This window comes from Streptomyces sp. NBC_01549 (genome assembly GCF_026339955.1).
Lineage (GTDB): Bacteria > Actinomycetota > Actinomycetes > Streptomycetales > Streptomycetaceae > Streptomyces.
Window position 1 is genome coordinate 5,028,629 of record NZ_JAPEPW010000001.1, and the last position, 20,004, is coordinate 5,048,632.

At 69.5% G+C, this 20,004-nt stretch carries 21 protein-coding genes; 7 read left to right on the forward strand and 14 right to left on the reverse strand.

Features of this window, described 5'->3' with window-relative positions; translation table 11 throughout:
- Positions 1-407: 407 nt before the first annotated feature.
- The 7 genes from OG819_RS22355 to OG819_RS22385 all read right to left on the reverse strand — a co-directional run bounded on the left by OG819_RS22355 (position 408) and on the right by OG819_RS22385 (position 3,751).
- Entirely contained in the window at positions 408-599 is a 192-nt protein-coding gene (locus OG819_RS22355) for a hypothetical protein (RefSeq protein ID WP_266650984.1), read from the reverse strand.
- On the reverse strand, positions 596-757 hold the full coding sequence (locus OG819_RS22360) for a hypothetical protein (protein WP_266650985.1): 162 nt from the start codon (positions 755-757) through the stop codon (positions 596-598). Before OG819_RS22360 ends, OG819_RS22355 begins: the two co-directional genes overlap by 4 nt.
- 169 nt (positions 758-926) lie before the next feature.
- Entirely contained in the window at positions 927-1,193 is a 267-nt protein-coding gene (locus OG819_RS22365) for a hypothetical protein (RefSeq protein ID WP_266650986.1), read from the reverse strand.
- The gene (locus tag OG819_RS22370; protein WP_266650987.1) at positions 1,190-1,474 is read right to left on the reverse strand and encodes a hypothetical protein; all 285 of its coding nucleotides are present in this window, start codon (positions 1,472-1,474) and stop codon (positions 1,190-1,192) included. The genes OG819_RS22365 and OG819_RS22370 overlap by 4 nt, the downstream gene beginning before the upstream one ends.
- Positions 1,475-1,484: 10 nt before the next feature.
- Positions 1,485-2,363 carry a hypothetical protein gene (locus OG819_RS22375; protein ID WP_266650988.1) on the reverse strand — a complete coding sequence of 293 codons (879 nt, stop codon included), beginning with the start codon at positions 2,361-2,363 and terminating at the stop codon, positions 1,485-1,487.
- Between the two features lie 939 nt (positions 2,364-3,302).
- Positions 3,303-3,557 (reverse strand): DNA-binding protein, encoded by a 255-nt coding sequence (locus tag OG819_RS22380; protein ID WP_266650989.1) that lies wholly within the window; start codon positions 3,555-3,557, stop codon positions 3,303-3,305.
- Positions 3,554-3,751, reverse strand: a complete 198-nt coding sequence (locus tag OG819_RS22385; RefSeq protein WP_266650990.1) for a helix-turn-helix domain-containing protein — start codon at positions 3,749-3,751, stop codon at positions 3,554-3,556. The genes OG819_RS22380 and OG819_RS22385 overlap by 4 nt, the downstream gene beginning before the upstream one ends.
- 186 nt (positions 3,752-3,937) lie before the next feature.
- On the opposite strand from OG819_RS22385, the gene OG819_RS22390 reads away from it, so the two are divergent.
- Positions 3,938-4,435, forward strand: coding sequence for a helix-turn-helix transcriptional regulator (locus OG819_RS22390; RefSeq protein WP_266650991.1), 498 nt, complete (start codon positions 3,938-3,940; stop codon positions 4,433-4,435).
- Positions 4,428-5,630 carry a site-specific integrase gene (xerC, locus tag OG819_RS22395; RefSeq protein WP_266650992.1) on the forward strand — a complete coding sequence of 401 codons (1,203 nt, stop codon included), beginning with the start codon at positions 4,428-4,430 and terminating at the stop codon, positions 5,628-5,630. Before OG819_RS22390 ends, xerC begins: the two co-directional genes overlap by 8 nt.
- 100 nt (positions 5,631-5,730) lie before the next feature.
- Here xerC and OG819_RS22400 read toward each other — a convergent pair whose 3' ends face one another.
- Both OG819_RS22400 and OG819_RS22405 read right to left on the reverse strand, forming a co-directional pair.
- Positions 5,731-6,381, reverse strand: a complete 651-nt coding sequence (locus tag OG819_RS22400) for a class I SAM-dependent methyltransferase (RefSeq protein WP_266624383.1) — start codon at positions 6,379-6,381, stop codon at positions 5,731-5,733.
- A 153-nt stretch (positions 6,382-6,534) separates the two neighbouring features.
- Positions 6,535-8,274, reverse strand: coding sequence for an MFS transporter (locus OG819_RS22405; protein ID WP_266624381.1), 1,740 nt, complete (start codon positions 8,272-8,274; stop codon positions 6,535-6,537).
- 206 nt (positions 8,275-8,480) lie between these two features.
- On the opposite strand from OG819_RS22405, the gene OG819_RS22410 reads away from it, so the two are divergent.
- From OG819_RS22410 to OG819_RS22425, 4 genes are all read left to right on the forward strand, one after another.
- Complete coding sequence (locus tag OG819_RS22410; protein WP_266650993.1) at positions 8,481-9,674, forward strand: lipid-transfer protein; 1,194 nt, start codon at positions 8,481-8,483, stop codon at positions 9,672-9,674.
- Between the two features lie 319 nt (positions 9,675-9,993).
- Entirely contained in the window at positions 9,994-11,421 is a 1,428-nt protein-coding gene (locus OG819_RS22415; RefSeq protein WP_266650994.1) for an MFS transporter, read from the forward strand.
- 77 nt (positions 11,422-11,498) lie between these two features.
- Positions 11,499-12,038: a SigE family RNA polymerase sigma factor gene (locus OG819_RS22420; RefSeq protein ID WP_266414362.1), complete on the forward strand. Its 540-nt coding sequence runs from the start codon at positions 11,499-11,501 to the stop codon at positions 12,036-12,038.
- Positions 12,038-12,868 carry a hypothetical protein gene (locus OG819_RS22425; protein WP_266650995.1) on the forward strand — a complete coding sequence of 277 codons (831 nt, stop codon included), beginning with the start codon at positions 12,038-12,040 and terminating at the stop codon, positions 12,866-12,868. Before OG819_RS22420 ends, OG819_RS22425 begins: the two co-directional genes overlap by 1 nt.
- Before the next feature lie 41 nt (positions 12,869-12,909).
- On the opposite strand, the gene OG819_RS22430 is transcribed toward OG819_RS22425, so the two are convergent.
- Both OG819_RS22430 and OG819_RS22435 read right to left on the reverse strand, forming a co-directional pair.
- Positions 12,910-13,542: a response regulator transcription factor gene (locus tag OG819_RS22430; RefSeq protein ID WP_266652804.1), complete on the reverse strand. Its 633-nt coding sequence runs from the start codon at positions 13,540-13,542 to the stop codon at positions 12,910-12,912.
- Between the two features lie 322 nt (positions 13,543-13,864).
- Positions 13,865-15,232, reverse strand: a complete 1,368-nt coding sequence (locus tag OG819_RS22435) for an IS701 family transposase (RefSeq protein WP_266647750.1) — start codon at positions 15,230-15,232, stop codon at positions 13,865-13,867.
- A gap of 135 nt (positions 15,233-15,367) precedes the next feature.
- Between OG819_RS22435 and OG819_RS22440 the strand changes: the two genes are divergently transcribed.
- Positions 15,368-16,894, forward strand: coding sequence for an alpha-L-arabinofuranosidase B (locus tag OG819_RS22440; RefSeq protein WP_266650996.1), 1,527 nt, complete (start codon positions 15,368-15,370; stop codon positions 16,892-16,894).
- Here OG819_RS22440 and OG819_RS22445 read toward each other — a convergent pair.
- The 3 genes from OG819_RS22445 to OG819_RS22455 are packed head-to-tail and all read right to left on the reverse strand — an operon-like array spanning position 16,872 to position 19,837.
- Entirely contained in the window at positions 16,872-18,149 is a 1,278-nt protein-coding gene (locus OG819_RS22445; RefSeq protein ID WP_266650997.1) for a sensor histidine kinase, read from the reverse strand. The two genes, OG819_RS22440 and OG819_RS22445, sit on opposite strands and share 23 nt — an antisense overlap.
- Before the next feature lie 57 nt (positions 18,150-18,206).
- Complete coding sequence (locus OG819_RS22450; RefSeq protein WP_266624366.1) at positions 18,207-18,926, reverse strand: ABC transporter permease; 720 nt, start codon at positions 18,924-18,926, stop codon at positions 18,207-18,209.
- The gene (locus OG819_RS22455) at positions 18,926-19,837 is read right to left on the reverse strand and encodes an ABC transporter ATP-binding protein (RefSeq protein ID WP_266650998.1); all 912 of its coding nucleotides are present in this window, start codon (positions 19,835-19,837) and stop codon (positions 18,926-18,928) included. The genes OG819_RS22450 and OG819_RS22455 overlap by 1 nt, the downstream gene beginning before the upstream one ends.
- Between the last annotated feature and the right edge of the window lie 167 nt (positions 19,838-20,004).

The following is a 20,004-nucleotide window of genomic DNA, read 5'->3' on the forward strand; positions in this document are numbered from 1 at the left end:
GTTGACGTGGTGTCGTCCAGTGCCAGGACTCGCTCAACGTTCGTGCGGCCAGTGCCAGGCCTGCCAGCAGCCCCCAGTGCCAGGGGACTTGCTCAAACGGAGCTACGGATCACGGTACGCGCGAGATCCCCAGAAAACCAGGGCCGACTTCCAGCGAAGCCCTTGACGGGAATAACCGCAGGTGAGAGGCTACGCAGCAAGGAAGAAGACGGCCCCTCGGCGAGGCAAAGCCCCCGGGAGTGAGCGAACTTCCCCGAGAATCCCCCGAAGATCCCCGAGAGTCACCCCATGATCACCTCCCCCTGTAAATCCGTTGCGGGGGGAGATTTTTTTCAGGGGTGTGCGGGGTCAAAGCAAGATCCACTCAAAAAACCCGATCTGGTAGTGATCATGCGTCTGACCTGCGGTTATGCTGGCTCGGGCCCCTTGCAGCCGTCCCGGTGGTCGATGCGCACGTCGACGGCTCCCGCCGGTCCGGGCGTCAGGCTGACGGGTCCTCCGCAGTCCGGGCAGGTGGGGTCGAGGGCGAAGTGCGCGACGATCGCCGCAAGAGCGCCGTCGTTGCCGAGTGGCACGTCGATGGTGCGGGGCCGGCTCATGCGGACCGCCTGCGGATGCTCTTCATCTTGCTGCTGCGCCTCGTGCCCCACCACTTGCCGCGGGCAAGGGCGTTGGCTTGCCTGCTGTGCTGCTGCTCGCTGCGCCTCTGTGCCTGCTGGTCGAGCAGGGCGCGCATGCGTACCTGGTTGGTGGTCATGCTGCTGCCTCCTGCGGGATGTCGTGGTTGGGGCACTGGCCCCCGTGTACGTCGCTGCACTGGGGTAGGTGGAGGGCACGGCATAGGCGGGCACCGCACCCACGCACGCACGGCTTGCCCCGGCCTGCCTTGAGTGGGCGGTTGCATACGGCACAGCGGATGCGTGCGGTCACTGCTGCTCCGAGGTTGCGTCCGTCGTGTGGACGGTCGCAGTCGTGGTCATATCGCCACGACTGAGGTCGGTTGTGTCCGTCTCGGTCACACCTGCGTTGCTGTCTGCACCACGCAGGTTGCGGAGCTTCTGTGCGTGGCGTTGTGCCAGGCCGCGCTTGCGTGCGGCGGCGAGCTCGGCACGCTGGCGCCGCATGTCCTCCGTCCGCCGCCTGGCCGCGGCGATGCGGGCCTGCACCTGCTGCTCGACGTGCGACTCGGTCATGCAACGTCCCCCCGCGGCGCCTCGTTGATGGGCAAGTGGTTGGCCCGCGCCGGCCGCTGCAACCAGCGCTGCGGAACCCAGGTCGGGATGCAGTCGGGGCAGACGTCGGACGCTCCAGTGCCCTGGCTGCCGTCCTTCCTGACGGTGGCGGGGAACCGCCAGCCGTCGATGTACGCGGCGATGCGGGCCTCTTGGGCTGAGTTGTGGCCGTGCGGCTCGCCGTGCCGCTTCTGGCAGCCGTCACATACCAGCACGAGGCGAGAGAAGGTGAGGGCGCTCATGGGTCTCCGTTCAGAACTTCATGTCGGGGTGGCAGTCGCCGCAGACGGCGGTGCGTGGCTCGCCGGTCCAGTCGGGTTCGGTCTTCAGGCGGGTGACGGGGTCGCAGTTGGGGTCACCGCAGTGCGGGATCTTCGCCGCCTTGGCGGGGTCTGCCGGCTGCTGCCAGACGCTGTTGTCGTAGTTGCGGCCGAGCTTCGGCCGCTTCTCCTTGGCGCCGAGCTGATTGGCGACGGCACCCCATCCGGCGATCCGCTCGTCGGGGCCTGCGCCTCGCCAGTCGCCGGTCTGCATGCGCTGCCGGGCCCGGTCCATGGACCGGGCGAACCAGGCGTCCGTCTCCTGCTGCTGGCCGTTTTGGGCGGTGAGGATGGCGATCCGCTTCGGGTTGCAGTCGGGGCAGGCCTGGTGGACGTCGTCGATGATCCGGTAGCGCATGCGGGGGTTGGTGCGGGCGGCCGGGTTCTCTTCCAGGCAGGGCTGGCAGGCGGGCGGAACCTCGGGGCTCTGCCCCACAGATGCCGGGTGGCAGTTGGGGCACGGGTCGCCTGTGATCGGGTTGACGCGGGCCGCCGGGTCGGTGGCCGACGCGGGGTCACGGAGACAGTCCCAGCAGGCGGGCGGCAACTGTGGGTCTACGCCCACGGATGCGTCGGGCAGTTCGTCGGCTGACAGCCGGTGCTCGTACACAGCAGCAGCAGAGCGGACGGTGGGGTCGTCGCTGATGTCGAGGTAGCGGCGCAGGCCGTCCTCGGACCAGCCATCCGTGACCGCGACCATGACGCGCTGCCCGAGCCGCATCCGCTGCTGCTTGCCTGGCTGCCTGCCCCGGTAGTCGAGGCTGTCGACGAACGCGGAGACCCGCTCGCATTGTCTTGTGATCTCTTCCAAGGAAGAAGGATTCCCGCCTCCGCCTCCCTCCGACCCGTCACCGCTGCTGACGGGTTCGTCCTCGGAGTCCTCGGCCACGGGGGAGGAGGAGGGAGATTCCTTAGTAGAGAACGAAGAGACAAGAGATGGGGGCCCAACCGTGGTTGGCCCTGCACCAACCACGGTTGGCCCTGCACCAACCACCGTTGGGCCTTGTGCAACCACGGTTGGCCCTTGTCCACTCACGGTTGGGCCTTCTGAGTCTTCAGGGCCAACCACGGTTGGGCCTTCCGTCTCTATCTCAACCTCAGGGCCAACCGTGGTTGGCCCTTCAAAGTCGGGCACCCGGAACGTCATCGCCTTGCCAGGCACCGCGAACAGAAGGTTGCCGTTCTTGTCCTTGCCGATCGGCAGACGGAACTCCCAGCCGGCCAGCGACAGACGGCGCAGCATCTCGCGGATGCTGAGCTCGTCCTTGGCGGCCGTCCAGCGCACCAGCTCTGCCAGCCGTACCCTGCTGCGGCGCCCCTTCTCCGGGGCATAGTTCCAGTCGTCGTCGTACCGGGCGTCGTCGGCGATCTCCAGGGCGACGGCCCGCTGTAGGCCCTTGATGCTGGGAGGCAGAGCCTCGCGCAGCTGGCGGCGCAGGTTACTTCCCACGTGACCTCCCGCGGCGTGGCTGCAGCTCGTAGGCGGTGCCGCAGGGGCCTTTCACGTCGCCGAGGTGCCTATGCCTATGCCAGCTCGCGCAACCCGGACACTTGGTCGTGTACTCGACGCGGCCCCGGGTGATCAGGACCAGCGGGCGAGCCGACAGACCTTCTCGCGGGAGGTCTGTTCCTCGCTGCTGCGTGCCGTCTGCGCCTTGTGCAAGACTGGCGACAGACCTGCTGCCGCCCGCCGCTTGGTCTTCGCGAACCCCGGCGCCTCGCACGCGCCGGGGCTCGTTGCTTTTCTGGCTCATGCGGCTCCTCGGTCCTCTCCGGACAGCAGCTGTACGAGCGACGCGGTGATGACGATCTGGCGTCGGCTACTGCCGAGCGGGACGCACTTGACTGGGGATTCGCCACGCCTGATCAGGTTGGCGAGGTGGGTCGGCGAGCAGCCGATGGCGCGGGCGGCCTGGCGCACGCTGCAGGTGGCGGGCCATTGCCGGACTTCGGCGAGGGTGGGGCGCGGGGCGGTCTTCGCTGCGAGGCGCACGGGCTCGGTCATGCGGCCGCACCCCGCCGCATCCCCTGCATGTACTCGTCTACGTGGGCCTTCTTGTACCGGACCCGCGAGTTGGGGGCGTCGGACAGTTTCGTGAACTTCGGGCCCGTGCCCTGGTATCGCCAGTTGGCGAGGGTGCCCATGTGGACCCGTAGCAGTGCGGCCACCTCGCGGGGGGTGAGCCATTCGATCTCCATCAACAACTCCTGTCGGGATTTTCGAGACAAGGGCTTGCGTCACCGAGTGATGACGCGTGATGATGCAGATCGTAGGACTCATCGACGAATACCGCAAGGATCAAGACGATCGTCTGCGTTACGCAGACTGCTAGCGTCTCGATCATGGCGACAGGACGGATTGAGTTGGGACCCACAGGAACGACCGTGGCCGCGAATATCAAGCGGCTACGAGAGGCACAGGGGCTCAGCCTCCGCGCCCTCTCGAGGCGGCTCGAAGAGACGGACCGCAGACTCAGCGCAGATGCCCTCAATAAGATCGAGAACGGCGCCAACCCCGAGGCCAAGCACATCCGCCGAGTAGACGCGGATGACCTCGTTGCGATCGCCGTCGCACTGAACGTCAACCCCTCGCTGCTGCTGCTCCCGCACGACGTAGTTGGCCGTACCGCCGGGGATGTTGAGATCACGGGAGCCGGCACGGTGCCGGGCTGGCTGGCCTGGGGATGGGCGGACGGCGTTTGCCCGCTCATCGCTCCCGAGGATGACCCCGATGGCACGAAGTGGCTCGACTATGCGATCAATCTGCGCCCGGCCGGCTGGAGTCCTGCGAGGAACGTGGGCCTGAACCGAGGCAGAGAGCAGCAGCGCAAGGCGTTCGACGAGCGGTTCAACGCATTCGACGAGGGCGGTGGCGATGGCTGACCCGGTCAAGAAGATCCTGCTGCGGAGCGGTGTCGTGCGCTGGCGCACGATGGTCGACGTTGGCAAGGACGCGGACGGGAAGCGCAAGCAGCTGACCATCACCCGTGACACCCGCGCCGAGGTCGTCGCCGAGCGGGCGCGCATCATCAACCAGCGCCGCACCGGTCAGTTGATCGTCCCGAGCAAGATGACGGTCGACCAGCTGCTCGACGCCTACATGGTCTCCAAGGAAGACGACCTCGAAGAGACGACCATCGACGGGTACGAGAACCGGCTGACCCACATCAGGGCTCGGCTCGGCTCGATGCAGGTGCAGGAGCTCACCGACACCCACGTCGAGGAGTTCGTGACCTGGCTGCTCACCGAGGCGCGCCGCCGTGGCGGGCCGAAGGGGACGGGGCTACGGCCGTCGACCGTCGATGGAGTGCTCGGCCGGCTGCGCGCCGCCCTCCGGTACGCGCTCCGGAAGAAGATCGTGGCGCAGAACGTAGCCGAGTTCGTGACCGTGCCCCGCAAGGCCCGTAAGCAGGACCGCCGGGACAACCAGCGGGAACAGCCCTGGGGTGTCGTCGAGGTGAAGGAGTTCGTCGTCGGCATCCGCGAGGACCGGCTCTTTGCCCCGCTGCTGCTGTCCTGCATGGGGCTGCGCCCCGCGGAGGTCGCAGGGCTTCGGTGGGCCGAAGACATCGACTTTGAGGCGGGCTCGCTCGACATCGCCAACACCCGCACGATGATCCGCAACGCGCGGGTCGTCGAGAAGGACACCAAGTCCGAGGCGGGCGAGCGGACCTTGCCGCTCCCAGAGCCGGTCAAGCTGGCGCTCATGAACTTCCGGCTCCTACAGGAAGCCGAGCAGGCCAAACTGGGGGAGTACTACCTCCCGTCGGGCTACGTGTTCGTCGACGAGCTGGGGCAGGCGCTCACGCCTCGGCATCTGCGAGAGCACGCTTACCGGACGATGTCCCGGCTGGGACTCCGCAGGGTTCGCCTGTACGACGCCCGGCACAGCTGCCTGACGTTCCTGGCGGTGTCTGGAATTCCAGACGTCATCCTCGCCGCGTGGGCCGGCCACACGAACGCCAGCTTCACCAAGAAGAAGTACGTCCACCCGACGGCCGCCGACATGGGCGCCGCGGTGATCCACCTCAATGAGCTTCTCGGCGTCGCCGACGGTCCGTCCGAAAGCGCCGTGTGAGAATCCGTGAGATTTCGTATCTCACATCGACAACTAAATAGCCCCTGAGCTGGGAAGTCTTCCGGATCCTTACAGCACGTCTGCGACTCTAACCGCGCTCTCAGATCCCCGCTCCCGTTCGCCGCAGGACGCGCAGTGAGTCGGTCGCCGAGATCTCGGTGAACGCGCCGGACTCCAGGGCCCGGAGGTAGACGCGGTAGGGGGCCTGGCCGGTGAACTCGTCGGCCGGGTCGGGGAACACGTCGTGGATCAGGAGGAGGCCGCCCTCGGCGACATGCGGCGCCCAGCCCTCGTAGTCGCCGGAGGCGTGCTCGTCCGTGTGGCCGCCGTCGATGAAGACGAAACCGAGGGGCGAGCGCCAGAAGGCGGCGATCTGCGGCGAGCGGCCGACCATCGCGACCACCTGGTCCTCCAGGCCCGCCTTGTGGAGGGTGCGGCGGAAGGTGGGCAGGGTGTCCATTCGGCCGATCTCGGGGTCGACCGTGGCCGGGTCGTGGTAGTCCCAGCCGGGCTGCTGCTCCTCGCTGCCCCGGTGGTGGTCGACGGTGATCGCGGTCACACCGGCCGCGCGCGCCGCGTCCGCGAGCAGGATCGTGGAGCGCCCGCAGTACGTGCCGACCTCCAGGAGGGGCAGGCCGAGCCGGCCCGCCTCGACCGCGGCCTCGTACAGCGCGAGCCCTTCGCGGAGCGGCATAAACCCCTTCGCGGCCTCGAAGGCGGCCAGGATCTCCGGCTTGGGTGCCGCGGACATGGGGTCCTCCATCGGGTACGAACGACAGCACCGCACGTCTGCCTGTGCGAGTCCGCGTGTACGTGACTGTGAGCGCCCCATGGTGCACCACACCCCCGCCGCATCGGCGACGAGGGTGTGGGTGGGCCCGTACCTACTCCGAAACGGTCGCGCCTACGCCGAAACGGTCGCGCTCGGCAGTGCGAGGTCCAGCTCGACCGGGCGGTCGTCGCCCGAGTGTGTCGCCGAGGAGGCGAGCGGGCCGTGGCCCGGCGCCCTGGCGGCGAGGACGTACGCGCCCTCGGCAGGCACGGCGAGCGCGTAGCTGCCGTCCGCCTCGGAGAGTGTGGCGCCCGCCTGGCGGCCGCGCCGGTCGATCAGGGTGACCTTGGCCCGGGCGACCGTGCTGCCGTCGGCGTCCAGCACCCGGCCGCGGAAGCCTCCGAGTACCTGGTGGGCGCGCTCCAGAGCCGCGTCCTCCTCGCTGCTCGCGCGCAGCTGCGGCTTGGTCGCCCGGCGCCGGCCCGGTAGCAGCAGGGCGAAGAGCAGACCGACGGCGACCGCGCCGGTGGCGATCAGGAAGGAGACCCGGAAGCCGTGCATGGTCGGGACCTCGAGGCCGCCGACGTCGTTCGCCGTGTTGGCGAGCACCATGCCGATGACGGCGCTGGAGACCGACGTACCGATCGAGCGCATCAGCGTGTTGAGGCCGTTGGCCGCGCCCGTCTCCGAGGCCGGGACGGAGCCGACGATCAGCGCGGGCAGCGAGGAGTAGGCGAGGCCGATGCCCGCGCCCAGGACCACCGAGATCACGATGGTCTGCCAAGCGGCGCTCATCAGACCGAGGCCGGCGCCGTAGCCGATCCCGATGATCAGCATGCCGAGGATCAGGGTGACCTTGGGGCCGTACTTGGCGGAGATCCGGGCGTAGACCGGGGCGGTGAGCATCATCGTCAGACCGAGCGGCGCCACGCACAGACCCGCGACCACCATCGACTGACCGAGGCCGTAGCCGGTGGCCTTCGGCAGCTGGAGCAGCTGCGGCAGGACGAGGGAGACGACGTAGAAGGAGACGCCGACCATGATCGAGGCGAGGTTGGTGAAGAGCACCGAGCGGCGGACGGTGGTGCGCAGGTCGACGAGCGGCGCCTTCACGCGCAGCTCCATCACGCCCCACAGCAGGAGGACGACCGCCGCCGCGGCGAACAGGCCGAGCGTGGTGGTCGAGGTCCAGCCCCAGTCGCTGCCCTTGGTGATCGGCAGCAGGAAGAGGACGAGGCCCGCGGAGAGGCCGATCGCGCCCAGTACGTCGAAGGTGCCCTCGGCGCGCATCGGGGACTCCGGTACGGCGACGAGGGTCAGGACGATCGAGACGGCGCCGAGACCGGCGGCGAGGAAGAAGAGGGCGTGCCAGTCGGCGTGCTGCGCGACCAGGGCCGCGACCGGCAGCGCGAGTCCGCCGCCGACGCCGATCGAGGAGCTCATCAGGGCCATCGCCGAGCCGAGCTTCTCGCGGGGCAGCATGTCGCGCATCAGGCCGATGCCGAGGGGGATCGCGCCCATGGCGAAGCCCTGCAGAGCACGGCCGACGATCATCACCAGCAGTTGGCTGGTGAAACCGGCTATGAGTGAGCCCACGACCATCACGGACAGGCTCGCGAGCAGCATCCGCCGCTTGCCGTAGAGGTCACCGAGCCGGCCCATGATCGGCGTCGCCACGGCTCCCGCGAGCAGCGTCGAGGTCATCACCCAGGTGGCGTTGCTGGGTGCGGTGCCCAGCAGCTCCGGCAGGTCCTTGATGACCGGAACGAGCAGGGTCTGCATCACCGCGACAACGATGCCCGCGAAGGCCAGTACCGGCACGATCGCGCCGCCGGGCCTCCGGGTGGGCTGGTCGGTCGTCGTGTGCGTCATTACGTGAGGCCTCCAGGCCAAAAGAAGAGAGGGAGGGAGGAGAGGGGGGTGGTCGATCCGTGCGGGATACGTGCAAGAGCAACCCGGTGTGCCCAGGCAACTATTCCGATGCTTCGGCGTACTAACGAAATCTTGACCTTCCCGTGAGGATCTGATCCGGCGTCAGGTCTGGCGGGTAAATGGAACGTGTTCTAGTCTTACGCGCCATGAAGGCCTACGTCGCCGGGGTCGGGATGACCAGGTTCGAGAAGCCCGAGACCCGTGAATGGCAGTACTGGGACATGGCGAGAGAGGCGGGGAGTGTCGCGCTCGCGGACGCCGGGATCACGTACGCCGAGGTGGAACAGGTTCCTGTCGGCTACTGTTTCCAGCCCTCGACCGCCGGCCAGCGCGCCGCGTACGAACTCGGCCTGACCGGCGTTCCCGTCTACAACGTCAACAACAACTGCGCCACCGGATCGAGCGCGTTGATGCTGGCCCGGCAGTTCGTCGAGGGCGGGGTCGCGGACTGCGTACTGGCACTGGGCTTCGAGAAGATGAAGCGCGGGGCGCTGGGGGGCGGGGCGGACGGGGGAGACTTCTCGACGTCCCCGGTGGCCCGCCACTACGGCGTCATGGCCGCCCGGCACGGCTTCGAGATGTCCCCGCCCACCGCGCAGATCTTCGGCGACGCGGCGCGCGAGCACATGGAGAAGTACGGGACCACCGAGGCGCAGCTCGCCGCCGTCGGCGCCAAGAACCACCGGCACTCGGCGAACAATCCGTACGCCCAGTTCCAGGACGTGTACGGGGTCGACGAGATCCTCGCCGCCCGGGTCGTGCACCGGCCGCTGACGAAGCTCCAGTGCTCGCCCACCTCGGACGGGGCCGCCGCCGCGGTCGTCGTGTCCGAACGGTTCGTGGAGCGCCATGAGCTGGCGGAGCGGGCCGTCGAGATCGTCGCGCAGGCCATGACCACCGACACCGAGGAGTCCTTCGCCTCCGGCTCCTGCGTCGACGTCGTCGGACAGCCGATGTCACGGGAGGCCGCACATCAGGTGTACGAGCGGTCGGGACTCGGCATCGACGACGTGGACGTGGTGGAACTGCACGACTGCTTCTCCATCAACGAGCTGCTGACGTACGAGGCGCTCGGGATGTGCGAGGAGGGGGAGTCCGGCAAGCTCGTCGAGTCGGGGGCCACGACGTACGGCGGGCGGTGGGTGGTGAACCCGTCCGGCGGGCTGATCTCCAAGGGGCATCCGCTGGGGGCGACCGGGATCGCCCAAGTGGCCGAGCTGGTGTGGCAGTTGAGGGGTGAGGCGGGGCCCCGGCAGGTGGCGGGCGCGCGGGTCGGGCTCGCCCACAACATCGGGCTGGGCGGGGCGGCGGTGGTCACGCTGCTGCGGGCGACGGGCTGAGCCGCGGCCCGACCGACGCGGCCGGTCCTAGTGCCGCGGCACTAGGGCGTGTTTCGAAAGTAGCGTCGCCCGCCCGAAGGGCGGGGTCCGCGGCGTCTGGTGCTGGGGGCACCTCCCACGCCTTTGAGGCAGTGGGGGAGCATCGCAAGGCGGAGGGTCGTCCGCGTACTGGGCGTACGCGGACGATCCCGACAACGCGGCGAGGCGCCGTGCCAGGCGTCGCGGACCAGACGGGACTTTCGAAACACGCCCTAGGTCCCGTGGCCGAGGAGCGAGTGCGGCGAAATCCCGATGCAAGGACCGTAGGGCGGTTGAGAGCATGACACCCATGCTGCGAGCCGCGGAAGACACCCGAATATCAGGTCGCGCCGCACCGCCCACCTGGCTGGTGGTGGCGCTGGCCTGCGCCGGACAGTTCCTGGTGGTGCTCGACGTGTCCGTCGTGAACGTGGCGCTGCCGTCCATGCGGACCGACCTCGGGCTGAGCGCGCCGGGGCTGCAGTGGGTCGTCAACGCGTACGCGATCGCCTTCGCCGGGTTCATGCTGCTCGGCGGGCGGGCCGGTGACCTGTACGGACGTAAACGGATGTTCCTGGTCGGGCTCGCGCTGTTCACGGGGGCCTCGCTGGGCGGCGGGCTCGCCCAGGCGGGCTGGCAACTGCTGGTCGCCCGGGCCGCACAGGGGCTCGGGGCGGCGGTGCTCGCGCCCTCGACGCTGACGATCCTCACCTCGGCGGTCCCGGAGGGCGCCGCCCGCGCGCGGGCCATCGCGACCTGGACGGCGGTCGGCGCCGGCGGCGGGGCGGTCGGCGGTCTGGTCGGCGGGCTGCTGGTGGACGGGCTGTCGTGGCGGTGGGTGCTGCTGATCAACGTGCCGGTGGGCGCGGTGGTGCTGGCGGGCGCCGCGCGGTGGCTCGTGGAGAGTCGGGCGGGGGACGGGCGGCGGCTCGATCTGCCGGGCGCGCTGCTGGTGACGGCGGGGCTCGCGACCCTCGCGTACGGGATCGTGCAGACCGAGGCGGAGGGGTGGGCGGCGGCCGCGACCCTGGTACCGCTGTGTGCCGGGCTCACGCTGATCGGCTGCTTCCTCCTGGTCGAGGCGCGGACGCGGGTGCCGTTGATGCCGCTGCGGCTGCTCGGCGTGCGGGCGGTGGCGTCGGCGAACGCGGCCATGTTCGTGTGCGGCGCCGCGATGTTCTGCATGTGGTTCTTCATGACGCTGTACGCGCAGAACGTGCTCGGCTACTCGCCGCTGGGCGCCGGGCTCGCGCTGGTGCCGAGCTCGCTCGCGGTGGTCCTCGGCTCGAAGCTCGCACCGCGGCTCATGCCGGTGGTCGGGGCGCGCAACGTCGCCGTCATCGGGTCGCTGGTCGCCGCGGCGGGCTTCGGCTGGCAGTCGACGATGACGGCCGACGGCTCGTACCTGACGGCGATCATGTTCCCCGGGATTTTGATGATGGCGGGCGCGGGACTGGCCGCCACTCCGCTCGCCTCGCTCGCGACCTCGGGCGCGGCGCCGGGGGACGCCGGTCTTGTCTCCGGGCTGGTCAACACCTCTCGCACGATGGGCGGTTCACTCGGACTCGCCGTCATGTCGACCATCGCGGCGTCGCGTACGGGGAGCGGTTCGTCGGCCCAGGCGCTGACGGAGGGATACGCGTTGGCCTTCCGCACGGGCGGGTACGTGCTGCTCGGCGGGGCGGTGCTGATGCTGCTGTGGCTGCCCTCGAAGATCTCCGCCCGCTGAGGAGACGAAAGATCTCCGCGTGCCGGGGCAACGAAATCCGGCCCTCGTGGACTCCTTTGTACATCTAGGAGGTGCCCATGGGGGATCGGAAGCAGGCCAGGGACGAGGAGTTCCAGCGCTTTGTCATCGGCCGCTGGCCACGGTTGATGCGTACGGCATTTCTCCTTACGGGGGAGCAGCACGCCGCCGAGGACCTGGTCCAGACGACGCTGGAGCAGGTCTATGTGGCCTGGCGCAGGGTCGGCGCGGCCGACGACCCGGAGGCCTACGTACGGCGCGTGATGATCAACGCGCATGCCCGGAAACACCGCAGAAGACTCAAGGAGTTCCTGGCGCCGAAGGACGACTCGGGGCTCACGCACGAGCTGCCCGACCACGGTGACCGGATCGCCCAGGCCGACGACCGCAGCGCCCTGCTGACGGCGCTCGTCCAACTGCCGCCGCGCCAGCGCGAGGCCGTCGTCCTTCGGTACTGGGAGGACCTGAGTGAGAGCCAGGCGGCGGAGGCGATGGGCTGTTCGGTCGGCGCGGTGAAGAGCAACGCGGCGAAGGGGCTCGCGAAGCTGCGCGCCATACCGGGCCTGGCGGACATGGTGACGCACGGAGGGCGGAAGTGATGAGCGCGGACCGGGAGACGAACCACGACATGACGCACAGGGACATCGCCGTCCTGCTGGCCGACGCCGCGGACGAGGCGGAGATCGGTATAGCCCCCTACCAGGCGGTGATCCGCGGCGGCCGCCGTCGCAAGGCCCGCCGCTGGGCGCTGGCGGCAGCGGCGGCGCTGGTGATCGCCGGTTCGACGGGGACGCTGGCGCTGGCCGGGGTGACGGACGGCGACGCGCAGCGGGTCGCGCCGGTAGCGACGCAGCCGCCCACGGGCGAGGAGCGCCATGTGTACGAGCCACAGCGGACCACGCTGGGGAAGGGGTACGACGGCGGCAATGACTGGGAGGTGACCATCGACGTGTGGGGGGCGTCGAAGGACGGGGCGGAGGCACAGCGCCAGTGGACCGCCATGGAAGATTACGGCGGGACGCCGATGGGAGCGCGAGATGCCGAGAAGCTGATCGGCAAGGCCTGGTACTTCGTGCACGCGAGGGTGGGCGACCACACGTCGATGGTGATGACCGGCCAGTTCGAGAAGGGCGACACCCTGTCGGGCGCGGAGTTCGAGTCGGGTGCGATCCGCATGCCGTCCAGTGAATCCGTCCAAGCCGGCGCGCCCAACCGGCTCGTGATCGGCGACGTCGCCCCGACCGCCCGGCGTGTCACCTGCACGTGGAACGACGGCACGAAGACCGAGGTCCCGCGCGCGCCCGAGGGCGCCGGCTTCGGCCCGGACTTCAAGCCGTACATCCGCCCTGTCAAGGGTTCTCAGCCGAACTGGTTCGTGTGCGTGGCCCCGGAGGGTACGAGCTACAAGTCGGTGAAGGTGACGGGCTGATGTGAGCCGTCCAGAGATGGGCCGGCCGGAGAAAGGAGGGGCTACAGCCAGCCCTGCTGGCGGGCCTCCCGCATCGCCTCCATGCGGTTGCGGGTGCCCGTCTTGCCGATCGCGGAGGAGAGGTAGTTGCGGACGGTCGACTCGGAGAGATGGAGCTTCGAGGCGATGTCGGCGACGGTGGCGCCGTCCGTCGAGGCCTTCAGGACGTCGCACTCACGGGCGGTGAGCGGATTCGGCCCGGCGCTCAACGCGGCGGCGGCGAGCGCCGGATCGATGACGGTCTCGCCGGTCAGCACCCGCCGGATCGCCTCGGCCAGGTCCTCCACGGGGCCGTCCTTGACCAGGAACCCGGCGGCACCCGCCTCCATGGCGCGCCGCAGATACCCGGGCCGGCCGAAGGTGGTCAGGATCAACACCCGGCATTCGGGCGCCTGTTCGCGCAGTATGGCGGCGGCGTCCAGACCGCTCATCCCGGGCAGCTCGATGTCCAGCAGGGCCACGTCCGGGCGGTGCGTCAGCGCCGCGTCCACGATGGCGTCGCCCGCCGCCACCTGGGCGACGACCTTGATGTCCGGCTCCATCCCCAGCAACAGGGCGAGCGCGCCCCGCATCATTCCCTGATCCTCGGCAAGCAGGACACGCACGGACTTCGTGGGCCGGTGGTCCCGGGGCATCTCGTTCACGGGGCCAAGCGTAAGGCGGGGGAAGGCGCGTGAGCCGTCGCGGTGGTCACCTGGCCGGTCATTAAAAACTCTCCATGGTTCGACTCCGCGCGTCTTGACGGCTCTTGACTCCGGGCAAACAATCGCCTCGACATTCCGTGATCGCCTTTGCCATTCCCGTGCCGGGCCGATTTTCGCAAACGTTCGACATTTCGACCGGGAATGGGTTCGGTATTTCGATCGAACGATGTCCGGTATTTCGACCGGGTACCCGCACTGTCCTACCAGGAACGGAAGACACGGCAGCTGTAGTTCGTGACTCGTGAGGTTCCTGTCATGCGATGGCCACTGCTGTGACGTTGTTCCAGCGGCGGTGGCAGGCCGTCGCGCGATGCTGGTGTCGGCGACGCCAGTTCGACCAGCGCAGGGCGTGTGCCGGATCGGTGTCCTGGCGGGGCCTTGGCAGGGCGAAGACCCGCAATAGCGCGAGGAGTTCGCGCGGGCTGACGGGCACCATGGCCAACTCGTCGTCGGAGTTGGCGGGGTGGGCGCGTTGCCGCTCGTGGAGGGCGCCGACGGCCAGAAGTGCGTAGGCGATCATTGACATGAGGCTCCAGCGGTGCCAGGACGTCCAGCAGGTGACCTGGCCGGTGTCGAGGTGGGCCAGGCCCTTGGCTCCCTGGAAGTCCTCCTCGACCCGCCACCTGCGGCAGACCGCGCTGACCAGCACCGATATCGGCTGCGGGTCGGGGTGCCAGGTCCGGTAGAAGGAAAGGGTGCCGGTGCGGCGGTGGCGTCGGACCAGGACCTGGCTGTGCCCGGCGGCCTGTCCGGGCGGCGCATCGTCGGGGTTCACGTCGATCATCGCCCAGTCGTAGAGCCGCTCGGCCTTGGTGCCATGGCCGGTCCTCAGCCGCATCCAGGCCCGCTTCGGCACCCGCTCCAGCAGCGCGGTGACCTTCTTCTTCCCGGCGCCCGGGGTGGTGACCCGGTGGCTGGTGGGTACCGCGATCGCGTAGCCGTAGCCCAGCGCACGGATCCGCGCACGCAACTCCCGTCCACCGTAGACCTCGTCGGCGGCCACCCACGCGGTGTGCACCCCCGAGGCGTGGGCGTCCTCCAGCATGTCGCCGGCCAGTTGCGGCTTGGTGGCGAACACCCTCTCGTCGGGCACCCCGACCAGCTCACGGCGCTCGTCGTCCGCCGCCCATGCCTCGCCCAGGTACAGCCGACGGTCGACCAGCGCGTGCCCCTCGGCACTCACGTAGGAGAGGTGTACCGCGACCTGGCACAGCCCGATCCCGCCCAGCGCCCCGGAGTACTGCCGGGCCGCGCCGACCGCGTCGAGGGACGACTTCTCATCGCCCGTCTCGTCCACCACCAACATCACCTCCCTCTCGCCGAGTTGCTCCACCGTCCAGGCCGCGACCGACCGGCGGACTGCCTCGGTGTCGAAGCGGGCCCTCGACAAGAAGTGCTGCAGGACATGCGGACCGCTGTGGCCGATCGCCTCGGCCAACGACCAGCAGTTCGCCGATTCCTTGACCATCAGCAGCCCAGAGACCATGTTCCGGCAGGTCAGCCGGGTCTCCCGGCGCGGGAAGCAGCTCGCGAACCGGCCCATCAACCCCTCGAACAACCCGTCCCACCCGGCGTGTACTACCGTGGCCTGCGCGGCCACCGCTTCTTGATTCTTCGTCACACAAGATCACGATGCCGGTGGCCGTACCCCTGCCGCAGGCACCCCACCCACCACGCTGGCCAGCGGCGATGCCTCACGCCTCACGAACTACAGCTGCCGTGGAAGAGGTGCACCGTGTTACCAAGATCGTCGCGCTTGAGAAGTGCCGTGCTGGCCGTGCTGTCGGTGCTGGCGGCCGTCGTCGCACTCGCTGTCGGCGCCCCGGCGGCCACCGCCGCGGGATCGCTTCCCTGTGACGTCTACGCCGCCGCGGGCACGCCCTGCGTCGCCGCGCACAGCCTCGTCAGAGCGCTCTACTCGTCGTACAACGGCTCGCTCTACCAGGTGCAGCGCGCCTCCGACAGCGCCACCGCGAACATCGGTCTCCTGGCGGCCGGCGGGTACGCGAACGCGGCGGCACAGGACTCCTTCTGTACCGGTACCACCTGCATCATCACCAAGATCTACGACCAGTCGTCGCGCCACAACGACCTCACCGTCGAGGGCGCGGGCGGGGCGGGCGCGGCCGACGTCGGGGCGCCCGCGGACGCGCTGCCGGTAACCGTCGGCGGCCACCAGGTCTACGGCCTGGAGATCTCGGCCGGCATGGGCTACCGGGACAACTCCACCTCGGGCGTGGCCACCAACGGGGCGGCCGAGGGGATGTACATGGTGACCTCCGGCACCCATGTGAACGGCAGTTGCTGCTTCGACTACGGCAACGCCGAGACCAACAACAAGGACACCGGCAACGGCCACATGGACGCGATCAACTTCGGTACCGAATGCTGGTTCTCGCCCTGTTACGGCCAGGGCCCCTGGGTGCAGGCCGACCTGGAGAACGGCCTGTTCCAGTCGGACTCCGGCTACAGCAAGAACACGTCGAACACGGGCACCGGGGCGATGCCGTTCGTGACCGCTTTGCTGAAGAACAACGGTCAGAACCATTTCGCGCTGAAATACGGCAACGCCCAATCGGGCGGTCTCACGACGACCTATTCCGGGGGTGAACCCACCACCAGTGGTTACTCGCCCATGCATCAGGAGGGCGCGATCGTCCTGGGCACCGGCGGCGACAACAGCAACGGCTCCATCGGGTCCTTCTTCGAGGGCGTCATGACCTCGGGCATCCCGACGGACGCCGCCGACGACTCCGTCCAGGCCAACATCGTCTCCGTCGGCTACGGCGGTGCGACCGGCAGCACCGGCTCGCTGACGGCCGGGTCGGAGATCTCGCTGCGCGCGACGACCTCGTGCTGCACCACCGACTACATCCGCCACCAGAACAACGCGGCGGTCATCTCGGCCATCACGTCGAGCAGTTCGGCACTCGACAGGGGCGACGCCACCTGGATCGTCCGCAGGGGCCTCGCCGACAGTTCCTGCTACTCCTTCGAGTCACGGAACTACCCGGGCGACTTCCTGCGGCACTACAACTACCAGCTCTACCGACAACCCATGGTCGGCACCACGCAGTTCAGACAGGACGCCACGTTCTGCGCCGGGACGGGCAAGAGCGGGACGGGGACCTCGTTCGCGTCGTACAACTACCCGACGAGATACCTCCGGCACTACGACTACAACGTCTACATAGCGAGTGACGGCGGCTCGAACACCTTCGACAGCGCCACCTCGTGGACGGACGACGTGAGCTGGGCGGTCACGGCTCCCTGGGCGCCGTAGCCACCGCGGAAGGCGTCAAGTCCACCGATTCCACCGGAAGTTCGGCGGTGACCGTGAAGCCGCCGCGCGGCGACGGGCCGGCCCTGAGCGACCCGCCCGCCGCCGCGAGGCGTTCCGTCAGACCCTTCAGACCGGTGCCGCCGATGCCCTCGGCAAGGCCGGTCGCGGGGGCGCCCGGGCCGGTGCCGTCGTCCGTCACGGTCAGGCGGACGTGGTGGTCCCGTACGCCCTCGACGGTGATCTCGCAGCGGGTCGCGCAGCTGTGCCGTACGACGTTCGTCACCGCCTCCCGGACCACCCAGCCCAGCAGGGCCTCGTTCTGCGAGGTCAGCGGGGCGCCGGACTGGCGGACCACGGGGTCGACGCTCGCCGCGGACAGGGCCGAGCGGGCCCGGTCCAGTTCCGTGGTGAGGCTGCCCTCGCGGTAGCCGGTGACCGCCTCGCGGATCTCGGTCAGCGCCTGCCGGCCCACGGACTCGATGTCCGTGATCTGCGTGAGGGCGGCGTCCAGGTCGCGCGGGGCCAGCCGGCGGGCCGCCTCCGACTTCACCACGATGACGGAGAGCGTGTGGCCGAGCAGGTCGTGCAGGTCGCGGGAGAAGCGCAGGCGTTCCTTCTCGACCGCGCGGCGGGCGAGCTCCTCGCGGGCGGCGCGCAGTTCCCGTACCGCCTCGGAGAGGGAGAGGATCGCCGCCGTCACCATGGTGGACAGGAAGGTGCCGTACGCGACGTTGATCGCGTCCCAGCCCGCGCGGAAGAAGGAGACCACTGCCGCGAGGGCGGTCAGGCCGAGGCCGATCTGACCGAGCCGCGGGCCCCGCAGCACCGCGCCGGTGGCCAGGCCGAGCAGCGGGAAGAAGTACAGCCAGCTACCGCCGTACCCCAGCGCCAGCCCACAGGTGACCAGGCCCATCAGGACGAGCGCCACCTTGGTGGAGCGGGCCTCGCGGGCCTCCTTCACGAAGGAGCGGAACGTCACGTAGATGTAGAGGGAGTTGAAGGTGAACAGACCCAGGCCGCCGATCCAGGGGTTGGGGGTCTCGCCCTGGAGGAGGTTGGAGAACGAGCCCATCCCCATCAGCAGCCACGGCAGCAGCGCGAAGCCGGTGGGCGGCGGGCCCGGGTTCTCGGGCCACTTCCCACTCTTGCGGGCGGCCCGCTGCTCGGCCTTGAAGCGTTCCATGTCGGCCCGCCAGCGTGCCCGCGCCGCCCGCCACTCCCTCACCTGGCAGGCGACCTCTCGTGTCCAGGACATGTCCCCGCTCCCCCTTCAGACGGTCCGCTTCAGATGGTTCGCTTCAGGTGGTTCGCTTCAGATGGTCCGCGCGGCCCTGCGGTACGAGACCACAGCGTACGAACCGAAGACCAGTAGCCAAGCCGTGAGAACCGCCACCGCACCGGGCGTCGGCGCGTTGCCGTCGGCGACGGATGTGCCGAGCTGGGCGATGCGGTTCGTGGGTGTGCAGACGGACAGGGACTGGAGCCAGCCCGGGAAGAGCGCGAGCGGGAACCACAGGCCGCCGACCACCGAGAGCCCCAGGTTGCACACCATGTTCGCGACGCCGGTCGTCTGGGCGGTGAGGCGGTAGCCGTTGCCGAGGCCGAGTAGGGTGAAGGGTATCGAGCCGAGCCACAGCAGCACCGCGATCGCCGCCCACTGCCAGACGTCCAGCCGCACGCCGTTGACGAGGCCGCCCGCCGCCAGTACCGCGGCGATCGAGGGCAGCACCGTCACCGAGCCGGTGAGCGCCCGCCCGAGCACCACCTCGCGCGGTGTCATCGGCGTCACCCGCAGTTGCCGCAGCCAGCCGATCCCCTTGTCCTCGGCGACCCCGCCGCCGGTGTTCAGGGCCGAGCCCACCGCCCCGTACGCGGCCATGCCGATCATCGAACCGGTCTTCCAGCCGCCGTCACCGTCGTCACCGAGGTTGGTGAACAGCAGGTACATCATCACGGGCATCGCGATGCCGCCGATGACGAAGCCGGTGTCGCGCAGCGTCCGGCGTACTTCGAGCCGCAGATAGTCCAGCATCACACCGCCTCCACAACACGCGAGGTGAGCGCCATGAACGCGTCGTCCAGGGATGCGGGGACGACCTCCAGGCCGCGGACGGCGCCCAGCTCCGCCAGCGCGAGCACCGTCGCGTCCGAGTCGTCCGTGCGCAGCCGGGCCCGGTCCCCGCGCACCTCCACCGACACCACACCGGGCAGCAGGATCAGCCCCTCGATGCCCCGCCCCGCCAGGTCGAAGGAGACCAGGTTGCCGCCCACCGACCGCTTGAGCTGCTCTCCGGTGCCGTCGGCGACGAGCCGGCCGTGGTCGATGACGAGGATCCGGTCGGCGTGCGCGTCGGCCTCCTCCAGGTAGTGCGTGGAGAACAGCACGGTGTGGCCGCGCCGGGCATAGGCCCGCATCGAGTCCCAGAACGCGCGCCGCGCCTCCACGTCCAGCGCGGCGGTCGGCTCGTCGAGCACGATCAGGTCGGGGTTCCCGGCGAGCGCCACCGCGAACCGCACCCGCTGCGCCTGCCCGCCGGAGAGCCGGTCGACGCGCCGCCCGGCCAGATCCGCGATCCCCGCGAGCTCCAGCGCGTCCGCCACCGGCAGCGGCGCCGGGTAGCGGCCCGCGACGAAGGAGACCAGCTCGCGGACGGTCACGCGGGGCACCGGCCGGGTTTCCTGCAGCATCGCGCCGACCCGCCCGGAACGCACCGCCGCCTGCGGGGGGCCGCCGAAGAGCGCGACCGTCCCCTCGTCCGGCTCGTTCAGACCGAGCAGCAGGGAGATCGTGGTCGACTTCCCCGCACCGTTGCGCCCCAGCAGCGCCACCGTCTCGCCGCGCCCGATCTCCAGATCCACCCCGTCCACCGCGCGCACCGCGCCGAACGCCTTGACCGCCCCCGTGAAGGACACGGCACGCTCTGTCCCACCTGTCTGTGTCATGCCTCAGACGGTACGAATCCGCGCCCCCTGCCCGGCAGATGCGCTTGTACGGACTCCGGCGGGACAAATGTCACGGCCGGGCGGACGGACCGTTGACCTGACACGGCGTCAGGAGCCTTCACAACTGCCGAGTGCTGGGCTATACAAGGGTCGCCGGACTGGAACGC

Coding starts and splice junctions, on each gene's coding strand:
- OG819_RS22355 (WP_266650984.1), bottom strand. CDS start 599: ATGAGCCGGCCCCGCACCATCGACGTGCCACTCGGCAACGACGGCGCT.
- OG819_RS22360 (WP_266650985.1), bottom strand. CDS start 757: ATGACCACCAACCAGGTACGCATGCGCGCCCTGCTCGACCAGCAGGCA.
- OG819_RS22365 (WP_266650986.1), bottom strand. CDS start 1,193: ATGACCGAGTCGCACGTCGAGCAGCAGGTGCAGGCCCGCATCGCCGCG.
- OG819_RS22370 (WP_266650987.1), bottom strand. CDS start 1,474: ATGAGCGCCCTCACCTTCTCTCGCCTCGTGCTGGTATGTGACGGCTGC.
- OG819_RS22380 (WP_266650989.1), bottom strand. CDS start 3,557: ATGACCGAGCCCGTGCGCCTCGCAGCGAAGACCGCCCCGCGCCCCACC.
- OG819_RS22385 (WP_266650990.1), bottom strand. CDS start 3,751: ATGGAGATCGAATGGCTCACCCCCCGCGAGGTGGCCGCACTGCTACGG.
- xerC (WP_266650992.1), top strand. CDS start 4,428: ATGGCTGACCCGGTCAAGAAGATCCTGCTGCGGAGCGGTGTCGTGCGC.
- OG819_RS22400 (WP_266624383.1), bottom strand. CDS start 6,381: ATGTCCGCGGCACCCAAGCCGGAGATCCTGGCCGCCTTCGAGGCCGCG.
- OG819_RS22405 (WP_266624381.1), bottom strand. CDS start 8,274: ATGACGCACACGACGACCGACCAGCCCACCCGGAGGCCCGGCGGCGCG.
- OG819_RS22410 (WP_266650993.1), top strand. CDS start 8,481: ATGAAGGCCTACGTCGCCGGGGTCGGGATGACCAGGTTCGAGAAGCCC.
- OG819_RS22415 (WP_266650994.1), top strand. CDS start 9,994: ATGACACCCATGCTGCGAGCCGCGGAAGACACCCGAATATCAGGTCGC.
- OG819_RS22420 (WP_266414362.1), top strand. CDS start 11,499: ATGGGGGATCGGAAGCAGGCCAGGGACGAGGAGTTCCAGCGCTTTGTC.
- OG819_RS22425 (WP_266650995.1), top strand. CDS start 12,038: ATGAGCGCGGACCGGGAGACGAACCACGACATGACGCACAGGGACATC.
- OG819_RS22430 (WP_266652804.1), bottom strand. CDS start 13,542: ATGCCCCGGGACCACCGGCCCACGAAGTCCGTGCGTGTCCTGCTTGCC.
- OG819_RS22445 (WP_266650997.1), bottom strand. CDS start 18,149: ATGTCCTGGACACGAGAGGTCGCCTGCCAGGTGAGGGAGTGGCGGGCG.
- OG819_RS22450 (WP_266624366.1), bottom strand. CDS start 18,926: ATGCTGGACTATCTGCGGCTCGAAGTACGCCGGACGCTGCGCGACACC.
- OG819_RS22455 (WP_266650998.1), bottom strand. CDS start 19,837: ATGACACAGACAGGTGGGACAGAGCGTGCCGTGTCCTTCACGGGGGCG.